The organism is Roseburia sp. 499 (assembly GCF_001940225.2).
In the GTDB taxonomy this organism is placed as follows: domain Bacteria; phylum Bacillota; class Clostridia; order Lachnospirales; family Lachnospiraceae; genus Petralouisia.
Map to the genome: position 1 here is coordinate 1,116,634 of NZ_CP135164.1, position 17,204 is coordinate 1,133,837.

At 36.0% G+C, this 17,204-nt stretch carries 23 protein-coding genes and 1 riboswitch; of the genes, 21 read left to right on the top strand and 2 right to left on the bottom strand.

The features are described 5' to 3' along the window. The first annotated feature begins 17 nt into the window (after positions 1-17). Together BIV20_RS05540 and BIV20_RS05545 are read left to right on the top strand one after the other, a co-directional pair. Positions 18-605: a TetR/AcrR family transcriptional regulator gene (locus tag BIV20_RS05540; RefSeq protein ID WP_075718864.1), complete on the top strand. Its 588-nt coding sequence runs from the start codon at positions 18-20 to the stop codon at positions 603-605. After that, positions 593-1,120 carry a hypothetical protein gene (locus BIV20_RS05545; protein WP_075718866.1) on the top strand — a complete coding sequence of 176 codons (528 nt, stop codon included), beginning with the start codon at positions 593-595 and terminating at the stop codon, positions 1,118-1,120. The genes BIV20_RS05540 and BIV20_RS05545 overlap by 13 nt, the downstream gene beginning before the upstream one ends. A gap of 21 nt (positions 1,121-1,141) precedes the next feature. Here the strand turns inward: BIV20_RS05545 and BIV20_RS05550 are convergent, their stop codons facing one another. After that, the gene (locus BIV20_RS05550) at positions 1,142-1,726 is read right to left on the bottom strand and encodes a DUF1349 domain-containing protein (RefSeq protein ID WP_075718868.1); all 585 of its coding nucleotides are present in this window, start codon (positions 1,724-1,726) and stop codon (positions 1,142-1,144) included. 111 nt (positions 1,727-1,837) lie between these two features. Between BIV20_RS05550 and BIV20_RS05555 the strand changes: the two genes are divergently transcribed. The 4 genes from BIV20_RS05555 (at position 1,838) to BIV20_RS05570 (ending at position 4,128) form a co-directional block, all read left to right on the top strand. Beyond that, on the top strand, positions 1,838-2,344 hold the full coding sequence (locus tag BIV20_RS05555; RefSeq protein ID WP_075718870.1) for a GNAT family N-acetyltransferase: 507 nt from the start codon (positions 1,838-1,840) through the stop codon (positions 2,342-2,344). 142 nt (positions 2,345-2,486) lie between these two features. Further along, on the top strand, positions 2,487-2,819 hold the full coding sequence (locus tag BIV20_RS05560; protein ID WP_075718872.1) for a PadR family transcriptional regulator: 333 nt from the start codon (positions 2,487-2,489) through the stop codon (positions 2,817-2,819). Next, entirely contained in the window at positions 2,803-3,366 is a 564-nt protein-coding gene (locus BIV20_RS05565) for a DUF2812 domain-containing protein (RefSeq protein ID WP_075718874.1), read from the top strand. Before BIV20_RS05560 ends, BIV20_RS05565 begins: the two co-directional genes overlap by 17 nt. Before the next feature lie 15 nt (positions 3,367-3,381). After that, positions 3,382-4,128: a MerR family DNA-binding transcriptional regulator gene (locus BIV20_RS05570; RefSeq protein ID WP_075718876.1), complete on the top strand. Its 747-nt coding sequence runs from the start codon at positions 3,382-3,384 to the stop codon at positions 4,126-4,128. Between the two features lie 202 nt (positions 4,129-4,330). On the opposite strand, the gene BIV20_RS05575 is transcribed toward BIV20_RS05570, so the two are convergent. Beyond that, positions 4,331-5,821 carry a hypothetical protein gene (locus tag BIV20_RS05575; protein WP_075718328.1) on the bottom strand — a complete coding sequence of 497 codons (1,491 nt, stop codon included), beginning with the start codon at positions 5,819-5,821 and terminating at the stop codon, positions 4,331-4,333. A 209-nt stretch (positions 5,822-6,030) separates the two neighbouring features. On the opposite strand from BIV20_RS05575, the gene BIV20_RS05580 reads away from it, so the two are divergent. The 15 genes from BIV20_RS05580 (at position 6,031) to BIV20_RS05650 (ending at position 16,837) form a co-directional block, all read left to right on the top strand. Then, on the top strand, positions 6,031-6,795 hold the full coding sequence (locus BIV20_RS05580) for a CPBP family intramembrane glutamic endopeptidase (protein WP_075718878.1): 765 nt from the start codon (positions 6,031-6,033) through the stop codon (positions 6,793-6,795). Then, a complete protein-coding gene (locus BIV20_RS05585) occupies positions 6,720-7,550 on the top strand; it encodes a CPBP family intramembrane glutamic endopeptidase (protein WP_158024913.1) in 831 nt (276 codons plus the stop codon). Before BIV20_RS05580 ends, BIV20_RS05585 begins: the two co-directional genes overlap by 76 nt. A 10-nt stretch (positions 7,551-7,560) precedes the next feature. Continuing rightward, the gene (locus BIV20_RS05590) at positions 7,561-8,010 is read left to right on the top strand and encodes a LytTR family DNA-binding domain-containing protein (RefSeq protein ID WP_075718880.1); all 450 of its coding nucleotides are present in this window, start codon (positions 7,561-7,563) and stop codon (positions 8,008-8,010) included. Beyond that, positions 8,007-8,399, top strand: a complete 393-nt coding sequence (locus BIV20_RS05595; protein WP_075718882.1) for a hypothetical protein — start codon at positions 8,007-8,009, stop codon at positions 8,397-8,399. Before BIV20_RS05590 ends, BIV20_RS05595 begins: the two co-directional genes overlap by 4 nt. Positions 8,400-8,539: 140 nt before the next feature. Beyond that, positions 8,540-9,235 carry an ABC transporter ATP-binding protein gene (locus BIV20_RS05600; RefSeq protein ID WP_075718884.1) on the top strand — a complete coding sequence of 232 codons (696 nt, stop codon included), beginning with the start codon at positions 8,540-8,542 and terminating at the stop codon, positions 9,233-9,235. Between the two features lie 5 nt (positions 9,236-9,240). Continuing rightward, the gene (locus tag BIV20_RS05605; protein WP_158024914.1) at positions 9,241-10,917 is read left to right on the top strand and encodes an FtsX-like permease family protein; all 1,677 of its coding nucleotides are present in this window, start codon (positions 9,241-9,243) and stop codon (positions 10,915-10,917) included. A 73-nt stretch (positions 10,918-10,990) separates the two neighbouring features. Next, the gene (locus BIV20_RS05610) at positions 10,991-12,394 is read left to right on the top strand and encodes a serine hydrolase domain-containing protein (RefSeq protein WP_075718888.1); all 1,404 of its coding nucleotides are present in this window, start codon (positions 10,991-10,993) and stop codon (positions 12,392-12,394) included. Between the two features lie 40 nt (positions 12,395-12,434). Continuing rightward, entirely contained in the window at positions 12,435-13,232 is a 798-nt protein-coding gene (locus BIV20_RS05615; RefSeq protein WP_075718890.1) for a CPBP family intramembrane glutamic endopeptidase, read from the top strand. A gap of 130 nt (positions 13,233-13,362) precedes the next feature. Then, positions 13,363-13,599, top strand: a complete 237-nt coding sequence (locus tag BIV20_RS05620; RefSeq protein WP_075718892.1) for a hypothetical protein — start codon at positions 13,363-13,365, stop codon at positions 13,597-13,599. Further along, on the top strand, positions 13,592-14,029 hold the full coding sequence (locus BIV20_RS05625) for a MarR family winged helix-turn-helix transcriptional regulator (protein ID WP_075718894.1): 438 nt from the start codon (positions 13,592-13,594) through the stop codon (positions 14,027-14,029). Before BIV20_RS05620 ends, BIV20_RS05625 begins: the two co-directional genes overlap by 8 nt. A gap of 71 nt (positions 14,030-14,100) precedes the next feature. Further along, on the top strand, positions 14,101-14,751 hold the full coding sequence (locus BIV20_RS05630) for a hypothetical protein (RefSeq protein WP_075718896.1): 651 nt from the start codon (positions 14,101-14,103) through the stop codon (positions 14,749-14,751). A 13-nt stretch (positions 14,752-14,764) separates the two neighbouring features. Then, positions 14,765-14,956 carry a hypothetical protein gene (locus BIV20_RS05635; protein ID WP_075718898.1) on the top strand — a complete coding sequence of 64 codons (192 nt, stop codon included), beginning with the start codon at positions 14,765-14,767 and terminating at the stop codon, positions 14,954-14,956. A gap of 155 nt (positions 14,957-15,111) precedes the next feature. Beyond that, positions 15,112-15,732 carry a PadR family transcriptional regulator gene (locus BIV20_RS05640; protein WP_075718900.1) on the top strand — a complete coding sequence of 207 codons (621 nt, stop codon included), beginning with the start codon at positions 15,112-15,114 and terminating at the stop codon, positions 15,730-15,732. Between the two features lie 19 nt (positions 15,733-15,751). Then, entirely contained in the window at positions 15,752-16,162 is a 411-nt protein-coding gene (locus tag BIV20_RS05645) for a hypothetical protein (RefSeq protein WP_075718902.1), read from the top strand. Positions 16,163-16,201: 39 nt separating this feature from the next. Beyond that, positions 16,202-16,837, top strand: a complete 636-nt coding sequence (locus tag BIV20_RS05650) for an alpha/beta fold hydrolase (protein ID WP_083655105.1) — start codon at positions 16,202-16,204, stop codon at positions 16,835-16,837. Between the two features lie 48 nt (positions 16,838-16,885). Beyond that, a riboswitch (cobalamin riboswitch) is annotated at positions 16,886-17,056 on the top strand. Positions 17,057-17,204: the final 148 nt, after the last annotated feature.

The window sequence follows — 17,204 nt, forward strand, 5'->3', positions numbered from 1 at the left end:
AGGAAAGGAATGATTTTGTGGGAAGAAAAAGAGGCGAAACGAAGGAAAAAATTATGCAAGAAGCCTTAAAATTATTTTCGGTAAATGGTTTTGATGCAGTGTCAATACGAACCATTGCAGATGCAGTAGGAATTGGAAACAGTGCTTTGTATAAGCATTTTTCCAGCAAACAGGAAATATTAGAGGCTATTGTGGATTACTCCAAATCCTATTTTTTGAAAGTAGGCTGTGAGCAGATGGAGGGAAATAAGGATGTTGAGGAATTGAAGGATTCCTGTCTTAGGATGTTTGAGTTCCAAACACAGGATGAATGGATTGTGATGTTTCGTAGATTGCTTATGATTGAACAATTCAAAAATCCGGATATGGCAGAAATATATCGCAATTTTTTCATTGAATTGCCGGTACAATCGCAGGAACAGTTGTTTTTGAAACTAATGGATGACGGTATTATGAAGAAAAAGAACGCGCGTGTGTTGGCAATGGAATTATATGCGCCATTTTTCCTATATCATACGGCTGCGGAAAGTAGAGAAGATATTTTAGAATTATTACAGTGCCATGTGCAGAATTTTTATAAGGAGAATATAATATGCGAAAAATAAATAAAACAGGTGTGTTATGGATATTTGCGGTCATTGGTTTTATAGTGACATTATATATGGTTGAGGCAAGTCCTTTTGGAAGTGCAGCAGTTGCGGTACATAATGAAGGTTACGGAACTTTTGATATGAAAAAGTATGACTATGCGAGTGTTACGGAGGTTCTGGCTAATATGGACTCAGAAGGCATCCGTGTATACCAGAAATATTATTTTGCAGATTTTCTTTTTATCATATGTTTCGGATTGATTCAGTGTATGATTTCAAGTGCTGTTTATAAGAAGAATAAATTGATTTATAAGAGGATAGCGATAGGTGTTCCAATTGCTCGTGGAATCTTTGATGTGATTGAAAATGTATTGTTGTTGATAACAATTAGCAATTATCCGAAGGTAAGCAATGGGTTAATTATGATTGCATCTATATCGACACAGTGTAAGCTTTGGTGCATTCGTATCTGGGTAGTAATGCTTTTGATAGGCATTGTCTATAATATTTGCAAAAAGAAGGTTAAATAAAATTTGAAGGTAAGAGAGCTTTTAAACGTGAGCCAACCACTTACATTCTGTAACATCCATGTCAAAAAATCTGGCTTCAAAAGATGATTCTTCAGGAGAACATGCATAGATGCCAAAGGTGATTTCTTCTGCACCTTCCCACATATGGCAGATTCTCATTTGCTTGAATGTAATTCCGTCGGTGGAACATTCAATGCAATAATCAGATTCTCTACGGCTAAAGCGATACCACATAGACTTAATGGAAGCGTCAATGTCTGTCGTTGCCCAATCAGAATAGCCATGATTGGTAACAACACTGCCAAGTCTTTGGAATTGTTCATTCTCATATTCAATAGAAGCCTTTAGCCAGTTTTCACTATCCAGATACATGACTACGCCGCATTGGTCAAAGCGGCGTTTGCTATCAAATTCCGTACGAACAACAAATGAAAAAAAATTCTCAGAAGTGCTCATTTGCAATACAGGAGCGTTATCGTTTTGAAAGCCGTAATAAGTTCGCTGCCAGAGATCTGTTCCGGGTTCTGTGATAATTGTTATCTTACCGTCCTGTATATCATAACTTTTAGGTTCTCTTGTCCATTTCAGTTCATTTACATCAAACATTGATTTAACCTCCCATATGAAATTCGAATTTTTTGATTTCATTTTATCATATCAAGTTGTGCGTCACAAGGATTACTGTTAGAATAGTTGTAGTACGAAGGAGGCAAGAACATGATTACAACGGAAAGACTGGTCTTAAAACCATATTGTGATAAAGACATGGATAGGATGATTGAATTACTGACCAATGAAAAAATAAAGGAAACATTTATGATTCATGATTTTAAGTCAAGACAAGAAGCAGAGAAAATGTTTTGGAAATTACAGGAAAATTCTTTATCAGAAGAACATTATGAATTTGGTATTTACCTGGAAAATGAGTTGATTGGTTTTATCAATGATGTTGAAATAGAAGGGAAAAAGATTGAATTGGGGTATGTCATTCACCCGGATTTTCATAATAAAGGATATGCAACAGAAGTCTTACGTGCAGCAATAAAAGATTTATTTGAGAAAGGGTTTGAGGAAGTTATAACAGGGGCCTTTGTAAGTAATATTGCAAGCTGTCGCGTGATGGAAAAGTGTGGAATGGTACGAATAGATAAGGAAGAAGATATAGAATATCATGGAAAAGTCCATCATTGTATATATTATGCGATAAAAAAGAATAGAAAATGATTTAGAGACCGGTATTGCAGAAGATGCAATACCGGTTACTTTTTTACATATTGTAAATATTACGCTTGACAAGTGTATCGAAGTACGATATGGTATATCAAGGTTCGATATATCGAGGTAAAAAAGTAATGGAGGAATCATTATGGAAGATAAACTAAAACGAATCTATGTGCCCATGACAGAAACAGGATTCTATATTCTATTTTGTCTGCGAGAGGAAATGCATGGATACAATATTGGACAGCAGGTTAAAAAGCTTACAGGCGGTGAAGTATCTATAAGTCCCGGTACCATGTATGGAAGCCTTTCCAAGATGGAAAAAGATGGACTTATTCATTTTGTAAGAGAAGAGGAAAAACGAAAAATATATAAGATTTCTGATTTAGGAAGAGAAATACTTGATATTGAGTTGAAAAGAATTGAACGTTTATATAAAAATAGCAAAGGAGAAATGATGTATGGCGGAGAAGATTGAAAAAAGAAAGTTTTATGTTTCAGATTTCCAGGAGGAAGCAGCATGGCTGTCAAAGATGCATGGGGAAGGATGGAAGTTGGTTTCTGTAGAAGGCAGAAATTATAGATTTGAATCCTGTGAAAAAGAAGAGTGGAGTTATCAGCTTGATTTTAAGGAAAATGGAATCAAGGAAGAAGACTATATCCAGATGTATCAGGATTTTGGATGGGAATATGTGGTTCAATATGGGAAATGGTTCTATTTTAGAAAGAAAAAGACAGAGGAGAAAGAAGATCTGTCAATATTTAGTGACAATGAATCTAAAATTGATATGTGCAGACGGGTAAGTAATGGACAGTTCCTCTCTTTTTTGCCACTGTACGCGGTGGTGCTTGTATACAATTATCTGGTCTTTTTTACAAGAATTTTTCAGCAAGGAGGTTTCTTCGTTGGGTTACTGAAAGGAATTGCAATTGCGGCTGTATTAGTAAGTGTGTATGGAATCGGTGGGTATATCGGACAGATTTCACGACTGAATAAGTTGATTTCGGAATTGGAATGCAAGTAAAGTGAGGGAAATAACATGTATTCGATAGGAGAGGTTGCTAAAATAACGGGAGTATCTCGTGACAGACTGCGAAATTATGAGAAGTATGGTCTTCTTTCGCCAAGCGTTAATGAAGAAAACAATTATCGTTTCTATTCGGAGTTTGAAATTGATAAGATTCTTGCAATACAGTTGTATAGAGCAATAGATTTAGGAATGGGGGAGATAGAACAGATTGTCAAAAATCCTGATTTGGATATATTGGAAAATATTCTTGATAGCAAGAAAAAGCAGGTTTTAGCCCAAATTTCTAAATTAGAAGCAATATTGCAGTATACCAATGTTTTACAATGTGATATACAAAAAATAAAGGATTGTCTTAATAACTATAAGATTATGTTTATGCCGGATTTTGAAATTTCCGGTGAGATATCAGATTATAGAGCTTACAGCGAGTATAATGTTTTGGGGAGTCAGGCGGGAGAGATTCCTATTATAAAGAAACTTTATAGAGAAATCTCTTTTTCAGAGAATGAAATATTAGATAGTAGGATGTTGATTACTTCTAAGAAAGCAGGAAAACAAACGAAACAGAAATGTGTATATACGGTTGTTGAAGAAAAAGGAGATGATATTTTACAAACGGTTTTTAAGAGTACGATGAAATGGGTCAAAGATAATGGATATGAAGTCATGGGAAAGGCATATATAGAAATGTTGTTTTTACATCAAGAGAGTGATTATATGCATTCTTATTTAGGAGTGTACGTTCCTGTAAAATAATGCTTGACCTTGGTACAATACCATAGTTTATCCTTCTACTTATAAATGATAAAATGAACTCTCGGAATCCTGAGTGTTCATGCCGGCGGAAACCCGGCATTGTACTTTGAAAAGTAAATATTATATGTGGAACGAAAAAATCGCACGAGAAATAAACATAGCTTTCACTATGTTTCAAAAAGTGGTATTATAGACAATAGGATTATGCTGCATTCAAAATCAACTTTCTGAGGGTAGATTCAAATGGCAAATCCCATGCATCCAGATGTTGTAGCATCAGGATGTGATAGAGTCGGCAGTACCACATCTTTGTTGAGCGGTGTCTGCCGTCTTCTAATTTAAAGTCTAATTTCTCACGTTTATTTGAACGTTCCGCAGATGTTCTTGCGTTATACTCCAGCTTCCATTCATTGCTGCTTCTTGGTGGATTATTAAATAATCTTGGGTTATCATTCATTACCAAATGAACGGTACGCCCATATTTGGCATCAGAGCACGGATTATCGCAGGTGCAGGAAATACAACCATTTTTCCTGCTGATTTTTGGACACTTGAATTTCATTCTGCCTTTTGAAATTTCAATACCATCACGGCGCATACGAAAACCACATGGACAGATTGGTACACCATCCTTATCAATGGTAAAGTCGTTTTTATAGACAGGTGGTCTGCCACCTTTGCCGTTAAGATCGATAAAAGGCGTGATATTTTCACGCTGAAAGTATTGATAATAAGGCATGGCATCATGGGCAGAATCTAATAGTACCTTTGAGATTTTATAGTCTGGCAGGAATGATTTCATTCTGAAAAAAGCATGTAAAAATCCATGTGAATCATGCTTGGAGGCACAGGAATAGTGAGGAAATACAGGCAAGTCGCTTTCAGCGTCGACAAGCATGTATAAGTCATACCCATGATAAAAACAATCACGAGATGAATCCCATCCGATATCGCAGTCGGGCTGGGAAAAGTAACGGTCACATTTGCAGTCAGTAATACCGTTTTCTTTGCATTTGCAGACACGATGCTTACGTTCTCTGTGTGAAGTGACAACAGGAGTTCCATCTCCGGCAAGTGCTAAAGCATTTTTATGAATAAGTCCTTTATCGACAGAACTATCAAGGAATTCTTTTTTATAGATTTTAAACAGAGAAGCATAAGGCTGATCATCCAGATGAAACTCCGTGTTTTCTAACTCGGGAAGGAGTTCAGCAACGGTAACTTTTTCTACAGAATCCGCTTTTGTTCCTTTAGATTTAGGTTTTTTAACCTTTGTCTTAAGGGGATGGATATGAGAAGACATATGACTATCATCGGAGTCCCACAGACAACGGTTAATGAAATCATAAAAAGTTCCAACACCAGGAGTGTTGCTTACTTCAAATCCGCTAAGAATGGCATAAAGAGGATTGATTTTAAGCTGAGCAGCCCATTCTGTTAAGGAAGTAACTTTAAAATCGATGGATAAAAGATAGGAACGCTGCATGCAGGATGGAGTTCTTGGAGCAGGTCCGAATTTGGAATATTTATCAGCCAGAATAACATCGGTTTCAGATAAATCAAGGTTCCAGAAACGTTCAATGATATCCCAAGTTGAACGAGCAAGAACATCAGGGTTAGGATAATATTTACGAAGATTAGTAACAACAAAGTTTTGGTAGTCAGTATGACTGCCACAGTTAACAGGTAACATAAAAATCGCCTCCATATCGAAAAATGATTGCCGCCGCAAACGACGGTTCTTATTAATCAATAGGCGCGAAGCGCCGCATTTTTTGATGCGATTGTCAAGTGTTTTTGACAAAAAAGTGGGGGATTTTATAAAAAAAGGAATCTGAAAGCCTTATATTTACTGGCTTAAAGATTCCGAGAGATTATTAAAATAAGTAGGAGGATAAAATTTTGAAGAAAGAAAATAAGTACATTCTGTACACATATCTATTATTTTTTGTGTTGTTTTGCATTACAGGTGGAGCACTGACCATATTTGGAGAAGGATACATATTTGGGGCATTACAAATGCTTTGTTCATGGGCTCCAACAATTGTATTGGTGATTCTGTTTAAACAGTTGGTTATAAACAAAAATAAAAAGGAATTTGTAAAGCAATTGTTTTCTGAAAAAGTAAATATTCCCTTGTTGTTAGGTGTCATAGTCAGCCAAATAACTATTTTTGTTATTGCTTTATATTTTGTAAGTATCATATTGGATTGCAATATGATGGATATGGTGGATTTGTCCTTGAAAAATGTTTTATGGGGATTTCTTTATAATTTGTTTTTAGGACCCATGGGTGAGAATTTTGGGTGGAAAGGGTATCTGTTCCCGGTTTTTGTAGAAAAATATGGAAAGAGAAAAGCCATTATCTTATTAGGTCTGGTACAGGCGTTCTGGCATTTCCCGTTGTGGCTTGCATCTGGGTATACCGGTTGGTCATTGGTTATATATTCTGTCGCTTTTTCATTAGCATTGTCAGCAGCTAATATTATCATGTGTATTTGCTATGAAAAAAATCATAATCTACTGATGCCAATTATGGTTCATCAAATGTTTAATTTTACCGTTGGATGTTTATATTCAGGAGAATTATTATGTATGTTGAGTATAATAAGCATTTGTTATACAATAGTAGCAGTTATTATTTGGAGGTTATACGAGAAAAAATGAACATGAAGAAAAAATTAATCGTATTCTTAGGAATCACATTTATACTTCCTCTCGTATGTTGTTTGATTATGCAGTCTTTTCCAATATTTCGGACAGGAGCTGCGAATCTGATATTATATGCGATAGAAGGAGCATCCCCTACTATTGCAGCAATCGTTGTTCATTGCAGAGGGAAAGAAAAAGGGATAGGTGCTTTTCTGTCAGATAAGTTATGGAAACAATTTTCGGTAAAATATTGTCTGATTGGCTTTTTTACACCGGCGATAGTGTTAACATTGGGGAAAGCAATCGTTTATTTTACGATGGGAACAAATGAGTTCTTTTCGCCTCTTAGCGTGAAAAAAATACTGATTATCTCATGGGCTCTTGTAGCTGAAGAACTTGGATGGAGAGGTTTTTTGCAAGATTGGCTTCAAGAGCAGTGTAGGGAAGTATGGATACCGTTGATTACAGGTGTGATATGGGCACTATGGCATTATCATTTTGTGATTTCCGGAACAATGGATATCCCATATGTTGCATTTTTATTTGGTTGTGTTGCTGAAAGTTATGGATATTATCTGATTACAAAAGCTTCTAAGGGAAATGTGGTACCGGCTTGTATCTGGCATTTTTCGGGAAATTTGTTTTTTAATATATATCATATTAACCCGGAATGGAATGGTGGAAGTATGATACCATATTGGATAATTAATGGTATATATCTTGTATATTTTTTGATGTTTATGTTATATCAAAGAGAAGAAAAAGAATAGGAGGATTCCATTGATTTTAAAATTGAATCAGAATGAACAGATAAAAGAACCGGAAGTACAGATTACATATGCGCAGATGAATGAAGAGGTAGAAAGAGTGGCTACTTTTGTGCGTACTTTGGGCACAACCATACGTTGTAAATCAGATGGGAAGGAAACGTATATTCCGGCTGCCGATATCTATTATTTTGAAAGTGTAGATAAAAAGAGCTTTGTCTACTGTGAAAAGGATGTGTATCAGACAGAACTTAGGCTGTATGAGATAGAAGAACAGCTGGGGAGTAAGGGATTTGCAAGAATCAATAAAGCTTGTATATTGAATCTTGCGTTCTTGGATAGTATCCGACCTTTGCCAAGTAGCAGACTTGAGGCAACTTTGAAAAATGATGAGAAACTGTTTGTTAGCAGAAAGTATCTGGGAGAAATTAAAAGTATCTTGCAAAGGAGAAGTGGCTTATGAAGAAATTTGTGTTACATGTCATGGCAACAACAGGAATTACAGTGGTGGTACTATCGTTGGTGGCATTATGTTTTGAGGCATGCTATCTTAAAATTGACGGCGTATTTCAGTCTTTATTGGTAAATGTATTGATGCATATTGGTTTTTTACTGTTATCTAAGATAGAGTATCGTTATCCCATTGTGGAGGAGATTTTGAAGATGGGATGTACCTTGCTAATCGTTTTGACAGGCGGCTGGCTATTTGGATGGTATGCGTACATGCCGGTGTGGTGTTTAATCTTGATGACAGTCATTATTTATGTACTTGGTGTGGCAATCGGTGTTATTTCTATGTTGGAAGAAGTAAAGTCTATTAATGTCCTGTTGGAAGAAAGGGATGCACCTTAGTAGCCAATTTTTGTATCTTGGTATCGATAATATTGTGTGAAAATGTAATCTAACTATAATGATAACTGTAAACAATATAACTCATACAGTTGCTAAATAGAATTTGGCGGTTGTATGTCAAATAAAAAAGAGAGGTTGTTATGGCAGTTATTTTACAAACAGATAATATTATGAAAAAATTTGACAAAGAAGAGATATTAAAGGGTATTTCTTTAGAAATAGAAGAAAATACCTTTACGGCAATTCTTGGACCAAGTGGGTCAGGAAAGTCAACATTGCTTAATGTTATTTCCGGGTTACTACGTCCTACGGAAGGAAGCGTAATCTGTGATGGTACGGTAATATCAGAATTAAGTGAAGCAAAGTTGGCTGACTGGAAGCGGAACCAGGCAGGTCATGTTTTTCAGAATTACTTACTTCTTGAAAATCTTACCGTTGAAGAAAATATCAAAATAGGAATCAACAAAAACGGTGAATCTTTTTCCTTTGACAGACTAGTTCGGATACTTGAATTGACGGAATTGTTACATAAATTTCCGGCACAGCTTTCAGGAGGACAGCAACAGAGAGTTGCCATTGCAAGAGCGGTAATAAAATGTCCGAAGATACTATTTTGCGATGAGGCAACAGGGGCTTTGGATGAGACAAATAGTAAGACGGTTGTGGAGTTATTACATAAGATAAAAAGAGATTTGGGAGTAACAGTCTTATTTACCACCCATAATCTGCAGATTGCAAAGACAGCAGATCGAGTGATTACAATTAAGGATGGAACTATTTGTAAAGACATTCGAAATAGTGAACCTATTACTGCAAGTGAAATGGTATGGGGGTAAATGAAATGGGACTGTTATATAAAAATATCTTAAAACAGATTTTAAATAATAAAGTATTTGTGGGCTTATTGGGGATTCTTTCCTTTTTAACGTCCTTGTCGTACTTTTTTGTGAAATTTTCTATTGATGGAAATCTGGAAAATCTAGAGCAATTGGTAACATTAAGTGAGAATCAGGTATTATATAGAAATGCCTTATTGAGTAATACAACGTTGGCAAATATATTTTTGTTATCTACCTGTTCTTTAACAGCCTTTGTCTTTGCTATGTTTTTCTATCGTTTTCACCGTACCAATAAAACAAAGCTTGGCTGTTTAAAAGCATTAGGATATAAGGACAGGGAAATTGGTGCATGTTTTGCATTATTTACGGTTTTGATTTCTATTATTGGTGGACTTTTCGGAATACTGGGTGGTTATTTTTTATCAGAGGTACTTGTATCTGCAAATGAGCGAAGTTATGCAGTGAATGATTTAGTGAAATATGTAAATCCACTAAGTATTATCTGTGGCATAGGAATTCCTGTTATGGTATATCTTGTTGTTACCGGATTGTGTTTTCAGATGATTAGAGGGAAAGAACCAGGTGTGCTAATGTCCGGAAAAACACCTTTTAAGAAGCTTGGTTTTACATTTCGCCTTACAGATCATATTGTGAAGTGTCTTCCGGTAAAAGAGAAATTTCCTTATCGGATAGCACTGAGAAAACCAGTGGCGGTATTGATGATTTTTATAGGAATTCTTGTTTTTAATGTATGTGTGATATTAGGACAGTCTTTAAATAAAAGTAGTCAGAAGATTATGGATAGTCAAATGGAAGGACGCAGTTATGCATATGAGTTACAGCTGGAAGAAATTACGGCGCAAAAAGTGCCGGAAAATGCTGTTTCGTATCTTACTACAAGTGTAAAGGTATTGGCCAATAATGAGAAATTAGAACAGAACATAGTGGGCATATCAAGGGAAAATGATTTCTTTTGTCTGTTAGATGAACAGAAAAATGTGTTATCATTGCCAAAAAAGGGAGAGGTATATATCAATCCGGGGGTAGCAGAACTCTATGGGGTAAAGGAAGGAGATACCTTATCCATTTTGCAAAACGGAATGGAAAAGGAACTGACAGTGGTGGCGGTTGTTTCTAATGCAGAGAAAGATAGCATTTATTGTAACATAGAAGAACTGCAAGCATTTATGAACTGTGAAGCAGAAAGCTACAATGGCCTTTGGGGTGAAGAAAAAATAGAAGGAACGGGAGAAATCACTTCCTGGGGACAGCGCGTAGAACAGTTAGAACGAGATTCTGTATCAGGAAAAGTCAGTGCTGTTATCAATCAGGCAACAGGGGCAATCGTAGGTATGATTTTATTGTTCCTTTCCTTATTTTTAAACTTTCAGGATAATAAGAAAGATATGCAGATATTACGTTTGATTGGATATCAGGATAAGGATATCAGACATATATTTGTAGACATTTATTGGAAGATTGTGGTAGTATTTTTTATAATTGCAATTATTCCGGGAATCCTCATTGCGCAGGCAATCCAACGAGTTCTTTCCGTAGCAATTGGTGATTTTATGCCATTTTGTATGAATTTGGGAGTGGTTGTAGTATTGTTTCTGGTATTGAGTGTATTGTACTTTTTGGTAAAGACGATTTTTGCCAGAGAAGTAAGAAAAGTCTGAGTGGAAGCAAGGGGGGAATTATGATAATATTCCATGTATAGACTAAGGATGAAAGGATAAAGGAAAAGTGAGAATGAAAAAATGTGGGATAGTATTTTGTAAATTAAAATTGTTGTTAGCTATATTAATTTTTAGCATATTTATGCTAAATAGTCAGAAGTGCTATGCCAAGGATGTTGAAGAAGAATCGGAAATAAGTGAAAAAATTGACAATTATTTGCAGACAACATTAGAGGATGCAAATGTAAAAGGAATGGCTTTAGAAATTGTAAATTCGGATACAGTAGTATATAGCAATACCTATGGAGATGCAAAAGAAACATCAGATAATTTTATTATAGGTTCGATGAGTAAGTCATTTACGGCATTAGCAATTGTGGATTTAGCTGATAAGGGAATTGTGAATTTGGATGTTAGTATATGTGAATATTTAGAAGATTATCCGGAACTTGAGGAAATAACGGTTCGGGATTTGTTAAATCAAGTAAGTGGAATAGCATCAAATCAGCTGCTGAGTGATATCAATATTACATCAAGTAAAGGGCAGTTTCAATATGCTAATGCAAATTATAATCTCCTGGGAAAAATAATTGAGAAAGTTACTGGTAAGGAATATACAGAATATGTAAAAGAGAGCATTTTTGAGCCGTTGGAAATGACAAATACATACGCAAATTATGGAGAAGATCAACAAAAGACGTTGGTGCAGGGATATACCAGTTACTTTGGAATTATGATTCCGAGAAATGTAATGTATCCGGATAAGGATTCGTGGTCTCAGGTTCCGGCGGGATATATCATTTCAAATATTGAGGATATGGGAAAGTATCTTCAGATGTACTTGAGAAAAGGAAATTCTATATTCGATAGTGAGACTGTGAATACTGTTCTTCATAATGGAGTGGACGCTTCCACCGATACAAGTGCAGTTAGTGATATGTATGGTGGTGATGCAAAATATTGTATGGGATGGATAGAGAAAAAAGTAGACGATGAACCTATTATCTATCATGCTGGAAAGGTAGAAAATTTTACATCAGTTATGGTATTGTTGCCAGAACGGGATTTAGCAGCAGTAATGTTATTTAATTCCATGGATTTTTTGGTGGGACAAAGTCTGATTGAGCAAATAGAAGAAAATGTTGTATCAATTATTCGTGGAGAAGAGATAAAAGAAATCAATTCTAATTCATATATATTGCAACATGGGATTATCAATGTAGTGTGTTTAGTGATGATTTTTTTATGTTGTTTACCAATTTTAATTTTTTTGAAACGTGAAAAAGAGAGAAAAGGAAATATTGTTATTTCAATAATAATTCACTTGGTGTGTCCAATATTGCTGGCAATTGCATTTCCGATAGCTGGGATGCCGTTGTTTGTGATTAGAGGATTTGTTCCAGATATTTTTTTAGTTCTTATTTTATCAATTACGATACTCATTTTGGGTGGAATCATTAAATTTGTGAAAAGATAGGATACAAGTGTCAAATATGGACAGAATTACGGAGGATAATATGAAGGAAAAAATTTGTAGTTGGGTAAATAAGGTACCAATTCTATTTTGCTTTTTGGTATGTATCTGCACCTTGGGGATTTCCAGCATCTTTGTGTGGGATGATAATCCGATCACAGGATGGGATAAACTGGTAGGGGATGTGTGTATTACACTTTTTTGTATGATTTTCCTGTGGTGCCTTGGACTTTGGAAGAAAGCTGGTTTTACCCGCGCAGGATTTGGTAGAGGATTACTTTTGGGAATTCCGTTTTATGTAATCGGAATCTGCGCAGCAGTTATTGGAAATATAGGAACAGACTTCGCGGCACTTACATTGCGCTCGGAATCTTTTCTGGTGCTATTTGCTTTGAATATGTTTTTTGTGGGGATGAATGAGGAAGTGTTGATGCGTGCACTTGTTCTGAATGTTCTTCGGGTGAAGTATGGAGAGACAGAGCGTGGAGATGTGAAAGCTGTTTGGATATCCGCACTTATTTTTGGATTGATACATTTGCCAAATGTGTTTTTCATGAGTCCTCTGACTGTTGTAGTACAGGCTGTAAATGCGGCTTCTGCCGGAGTATTGTTTGCAGTTATTTATTTGAAAAGTGGGAACTTATGGGCGAATATCATTATACATATGATAGTGGATTTTCTGTCCCTTTTTGTTGGACAATGTTTTACATCAGGAGCCTCAGTGCTTAGCATGGAGCTGACCATTGGCGGGGTTGTTGGAATGATAATTGCAGGCTCATTGCCACCGCTTATCGTGGCGTGGTTTTATCAAAAGTGTAAGTCAGCAAAAAGAACGGATTAATGGTGTTGACTTTATTATCTTCTTCATGGTAATATACAAAGTGTTTAGATACTAAAGTGTTTAGATACTATAATCGCATGAGATATGCTTATAATGTGGTTGTAGTATTGTTTTGTCAGGAGGAAGATATATGTACGAAATAACGCAGATAAATGCCGGTTCCATAGGTCTAAAAGTTGGCGAGGATTCGTTAGTAGTGGGAGATGCCCTGATGCATATGTTCAGACCAGAGAGAACGTTGCTTTATGAAGAGTATGAAGAAATGCAGGAAAGTGCGAGAAAAATCGGAAACATGGGAAAGAGGAAGATATATTTTGGACATGGTAAAATGGTTTGGAATCGTAAATGGGTGAAAGAACATGCGTAATTATAGTGTTTTGTTAGAACAAGTGGAACGAATTGTTCATAAATATAGTCAGAAGGAGAGTTGTAAGCGCGATTATGGTGTGGATATTCCATTGACACAGACGGAGATACACTTGATTGCTGTCATCGGAGAACAGCCGGGCATCGGTGTAAAAGGTCTTGCAAAGGAAAAAGGTGTGACAGATGGAGCAGCTTCGCAGATGGTTCGCAAGCTGGTACAAAAGGAGTTGATACAAAAGCGAGTATCGGCAGAATCAGAAGCTAAGGTAGAACTGACGTTGACGGAAAAAGGAAAGATATGCTTTGAGGAACATCTCCAATATCATGCCAAGGAAAATGAAAAGTGGTATCAGATTTTGGATAAGTTGGACGATGAGGGATATGAAACGTTGGCACAGTTAGTGGCACAGGTGGAGGAAATGTTAAGTTAGAAACTAGCATTAGAGTTTTTGGTTGTAATTAAAGATAAAGCAATACCAGAAAAGTTACGGAGGAATAAAACATGATATTTGGAACAATTAAAGGACATGACGTTGTAACAATGTCAAAAAAGAAAGTTGAAAAAGCAAATTTTGGAATGCCAATCAATTCTGTGATACCGGAAAAAAGTTTACAGGAAGAAGTGCTTATGGCGTTAGAGGATGGTGGACAGGTCTATGCTCTGTATAAAAAGAAAGAGATGATGGCTTGTTATATTCTAACAAGAGAGTTAGTGAATACTGCAGAATATGCTGTGGAAGAAGAGATAGAAGGACAGACGGCCTTGGAACAGGGAGACTCTGAAGAGTACGAAAAACAAGAAACTAGACAGAATCAGCAACAGATGGCATATGTATTAAAAAAAGAATACATAGTACCGGAAGCCGAAAGTGTTCGGGAGGAATTCGAGAAAGTGATTCTAGAAGAAGTAAAGGAGTCAACTGTCTATCATGATGTAAAGTATATTGCGTGGAAGGACACGCTTCTTGCCCCTGAGAAAGTAAAACTGGGCGGCATAGAGATTGCCGGTGGAATGGGCATGGGAATTGCTCTGGGGATACTGTTCGGTGTGGCATTGGATCATCTTGCTATTGGCATTTGTATGGGAGTTGCGTTTGGATATATATTTAGCACTAATTTTCGTACTTTATATCGTATCAAAGGAAAGAAGTGAAAGGAAGTTTTGAATGAAAATTACGTTAAGAGAAGAAGCTGAAAGCAAGCCGGAAGTCATTATAATTTATCCGCAAATGGATGATACGATAAAAAATGTGATAAAGAAAATAGAAAGTGTAGATATCCGGTTCTATGTGATTATTATGGTTGTGTATACGATAGAAGCAATTGCATTTTTGCTTTATAGAAAGTTTTCAAAATAATCGGAAGTTCTTCTTTTGTGGTTCAAAAAGTCATGAAGCGTGGATTTACCATGTTTTATGACTTTTTTTAATTGTTTTAATGATATCAATTATAACATATTGACAAAACACATTACTAATAGTAATATTACTATTAGTAATAAAGGAGGCCTATTATGGAAAATATCATTTTAAGTTTGCTATTGATAAAAAGTATGACAATATATGAAATGCGATCGTTCATACAGAAGAATCTTAGTACGGTTTGTAGCGATAGTCTTGGAAGTATTCAAAGTGCCATCAAAAAATTATTTGAAAAGAATTGCATCAGTTTGCGGGAATATGAGCAAAAAGGTGTTCTGAAAAAGGAATATCAAATTACGGCAACAGGACTCCAACAGTTCAGAGAATGGATTGAAGCACCCATGAACTTGCAGAAGATGAAGAACATGGAAGAGGGAAAGTTCTTTTTCTTAGGAATGGCACCAAAGGAAACCCGTATTGCATCCCTGAAAAAATATGTAGAGAGTCTTCGGGTAGAACGAGAAAAACTATTGCAGATAGAGCAGTACATAGAGAGTATAAAGAATGATGTTATTCAAATGAATGTAGAACGTATTAGTGAAGAGGCGAATTTGGGTAAGCATTTACTGGAGGTTTCAGGTGAGAGTACATTAGAGAATGTGGTAAAAAATATTTATGATTATCAAATATATGATCTTCAATATGGTTTAAAACGATTAAAGGACGATATTCTGTTTTATGAGGAAATTATTGAAAGAGAATTGAAAAACTAAAAATAGAAGGAGACAGAAGATGAAAAATAAGAATGAAAATAATACAAAGGTAGTAGGGCTCATTGCAATATTTGCAAATTTAAGCATCACTGTCATGGAGGTGCTGATTTTACTTAAGGTTTTGCCATATGAGATAACCGGAGGCGGACAGTTGGAAAGTTATGAAAAGGCAGCAGTGCTTGCCGGATCCAGTATCGTTGTTCAGGTGGTTTTGATGTACTGTATTGCGGTTGCATCCAATATTCTTTCACATAAAAGATTTCAAAAAGTTGCAGGTGTGATACTTAGGGTGTTTATTGTTTACTTTGCAATTAATATTGTTATGAATCTCATGGGAAAAACATGGTTTGAGAAGATATATGGTAGTGTTATCTGTCTGGTGCAGATTGTTTGCTTTACGGTAATCGTTCGTAGGCAAAAAGCCAATTAATACGATACATTAAAGGATGAAACGGATAATTATCGTGTCATTGCACCATCACGTTTTGGTTATCCGGGAAGTGATGCTCCTGAGGACCCAAGTGTAGAAAATCAGGTAGAGGCTTTTGTGGAATTATTAGATACATTAGAGATAGATCAGGTATATGTGTTGGCTACTTCAGCTGGAGGAGCAACAGCCATCAAGTTTGCGCTGATGTATCCGGAACGAACAAAGGGATTGATTTTATACTGTTCCGGATATCCGACATTAGAAGAGCCGGAAGATGAAGTTACTTATGTAGGACCACCGGCATTCCTTTGCAGTGATTTCCCTATGTGGTTTTTTAGCCCGTTGTTTGGTCCGGTGATGGGAATGGACAGAGATACGATAGAAATGATTATGCCTTTGAAAGAACGAAAAGAAGGAATTGTGATAGATGCCAAGGTATCTAATACCGTTATGTATAATCATAGAGAAGATTACGATATGAGTACATTAGAAGTACCGGTTCTCTGTTTCCATGCAAAGGATGATAAGCTGGCTGATTACAGTGGTGCTAAACCTTGGGAAGAAAGGATACCGGATTGTACCTTTATTTCCTTTGAAACAGGGGGACATCTTATGGTAGGGAATGGTGAAGTAATTCAGAAGGAGTTAGCAAAATTCGTAGAGAGAACAAGATGAAAAACTTGACATTTGGGGAATCATAGTGTTATATATAATAGATAATTAAATAAGCATACAGGATAAAGTTATGGAAGATGGGTGAGATTCCCACACAAGGCCGTTACTGTGATTCATTGATATTTTCTAACAGATGCCACTGAGAAATTGGGAAGGCGTTAGAATATTGCTTTTGCATAGGTGATAAGTCAGGATACTTGCTTTATTCGGTCATGAATAATGACCAGATTTGACTTTGCGGATCCCCGAAGTATGAATCCAAGAGAGAAAAGAACAATTACCATATATCTGGAATTTGTATTAGATGATGGTATATTGTTTATTTTGGTACGCAAAGTCTGCAGGAAACTGCAGACTTTTTTTATCA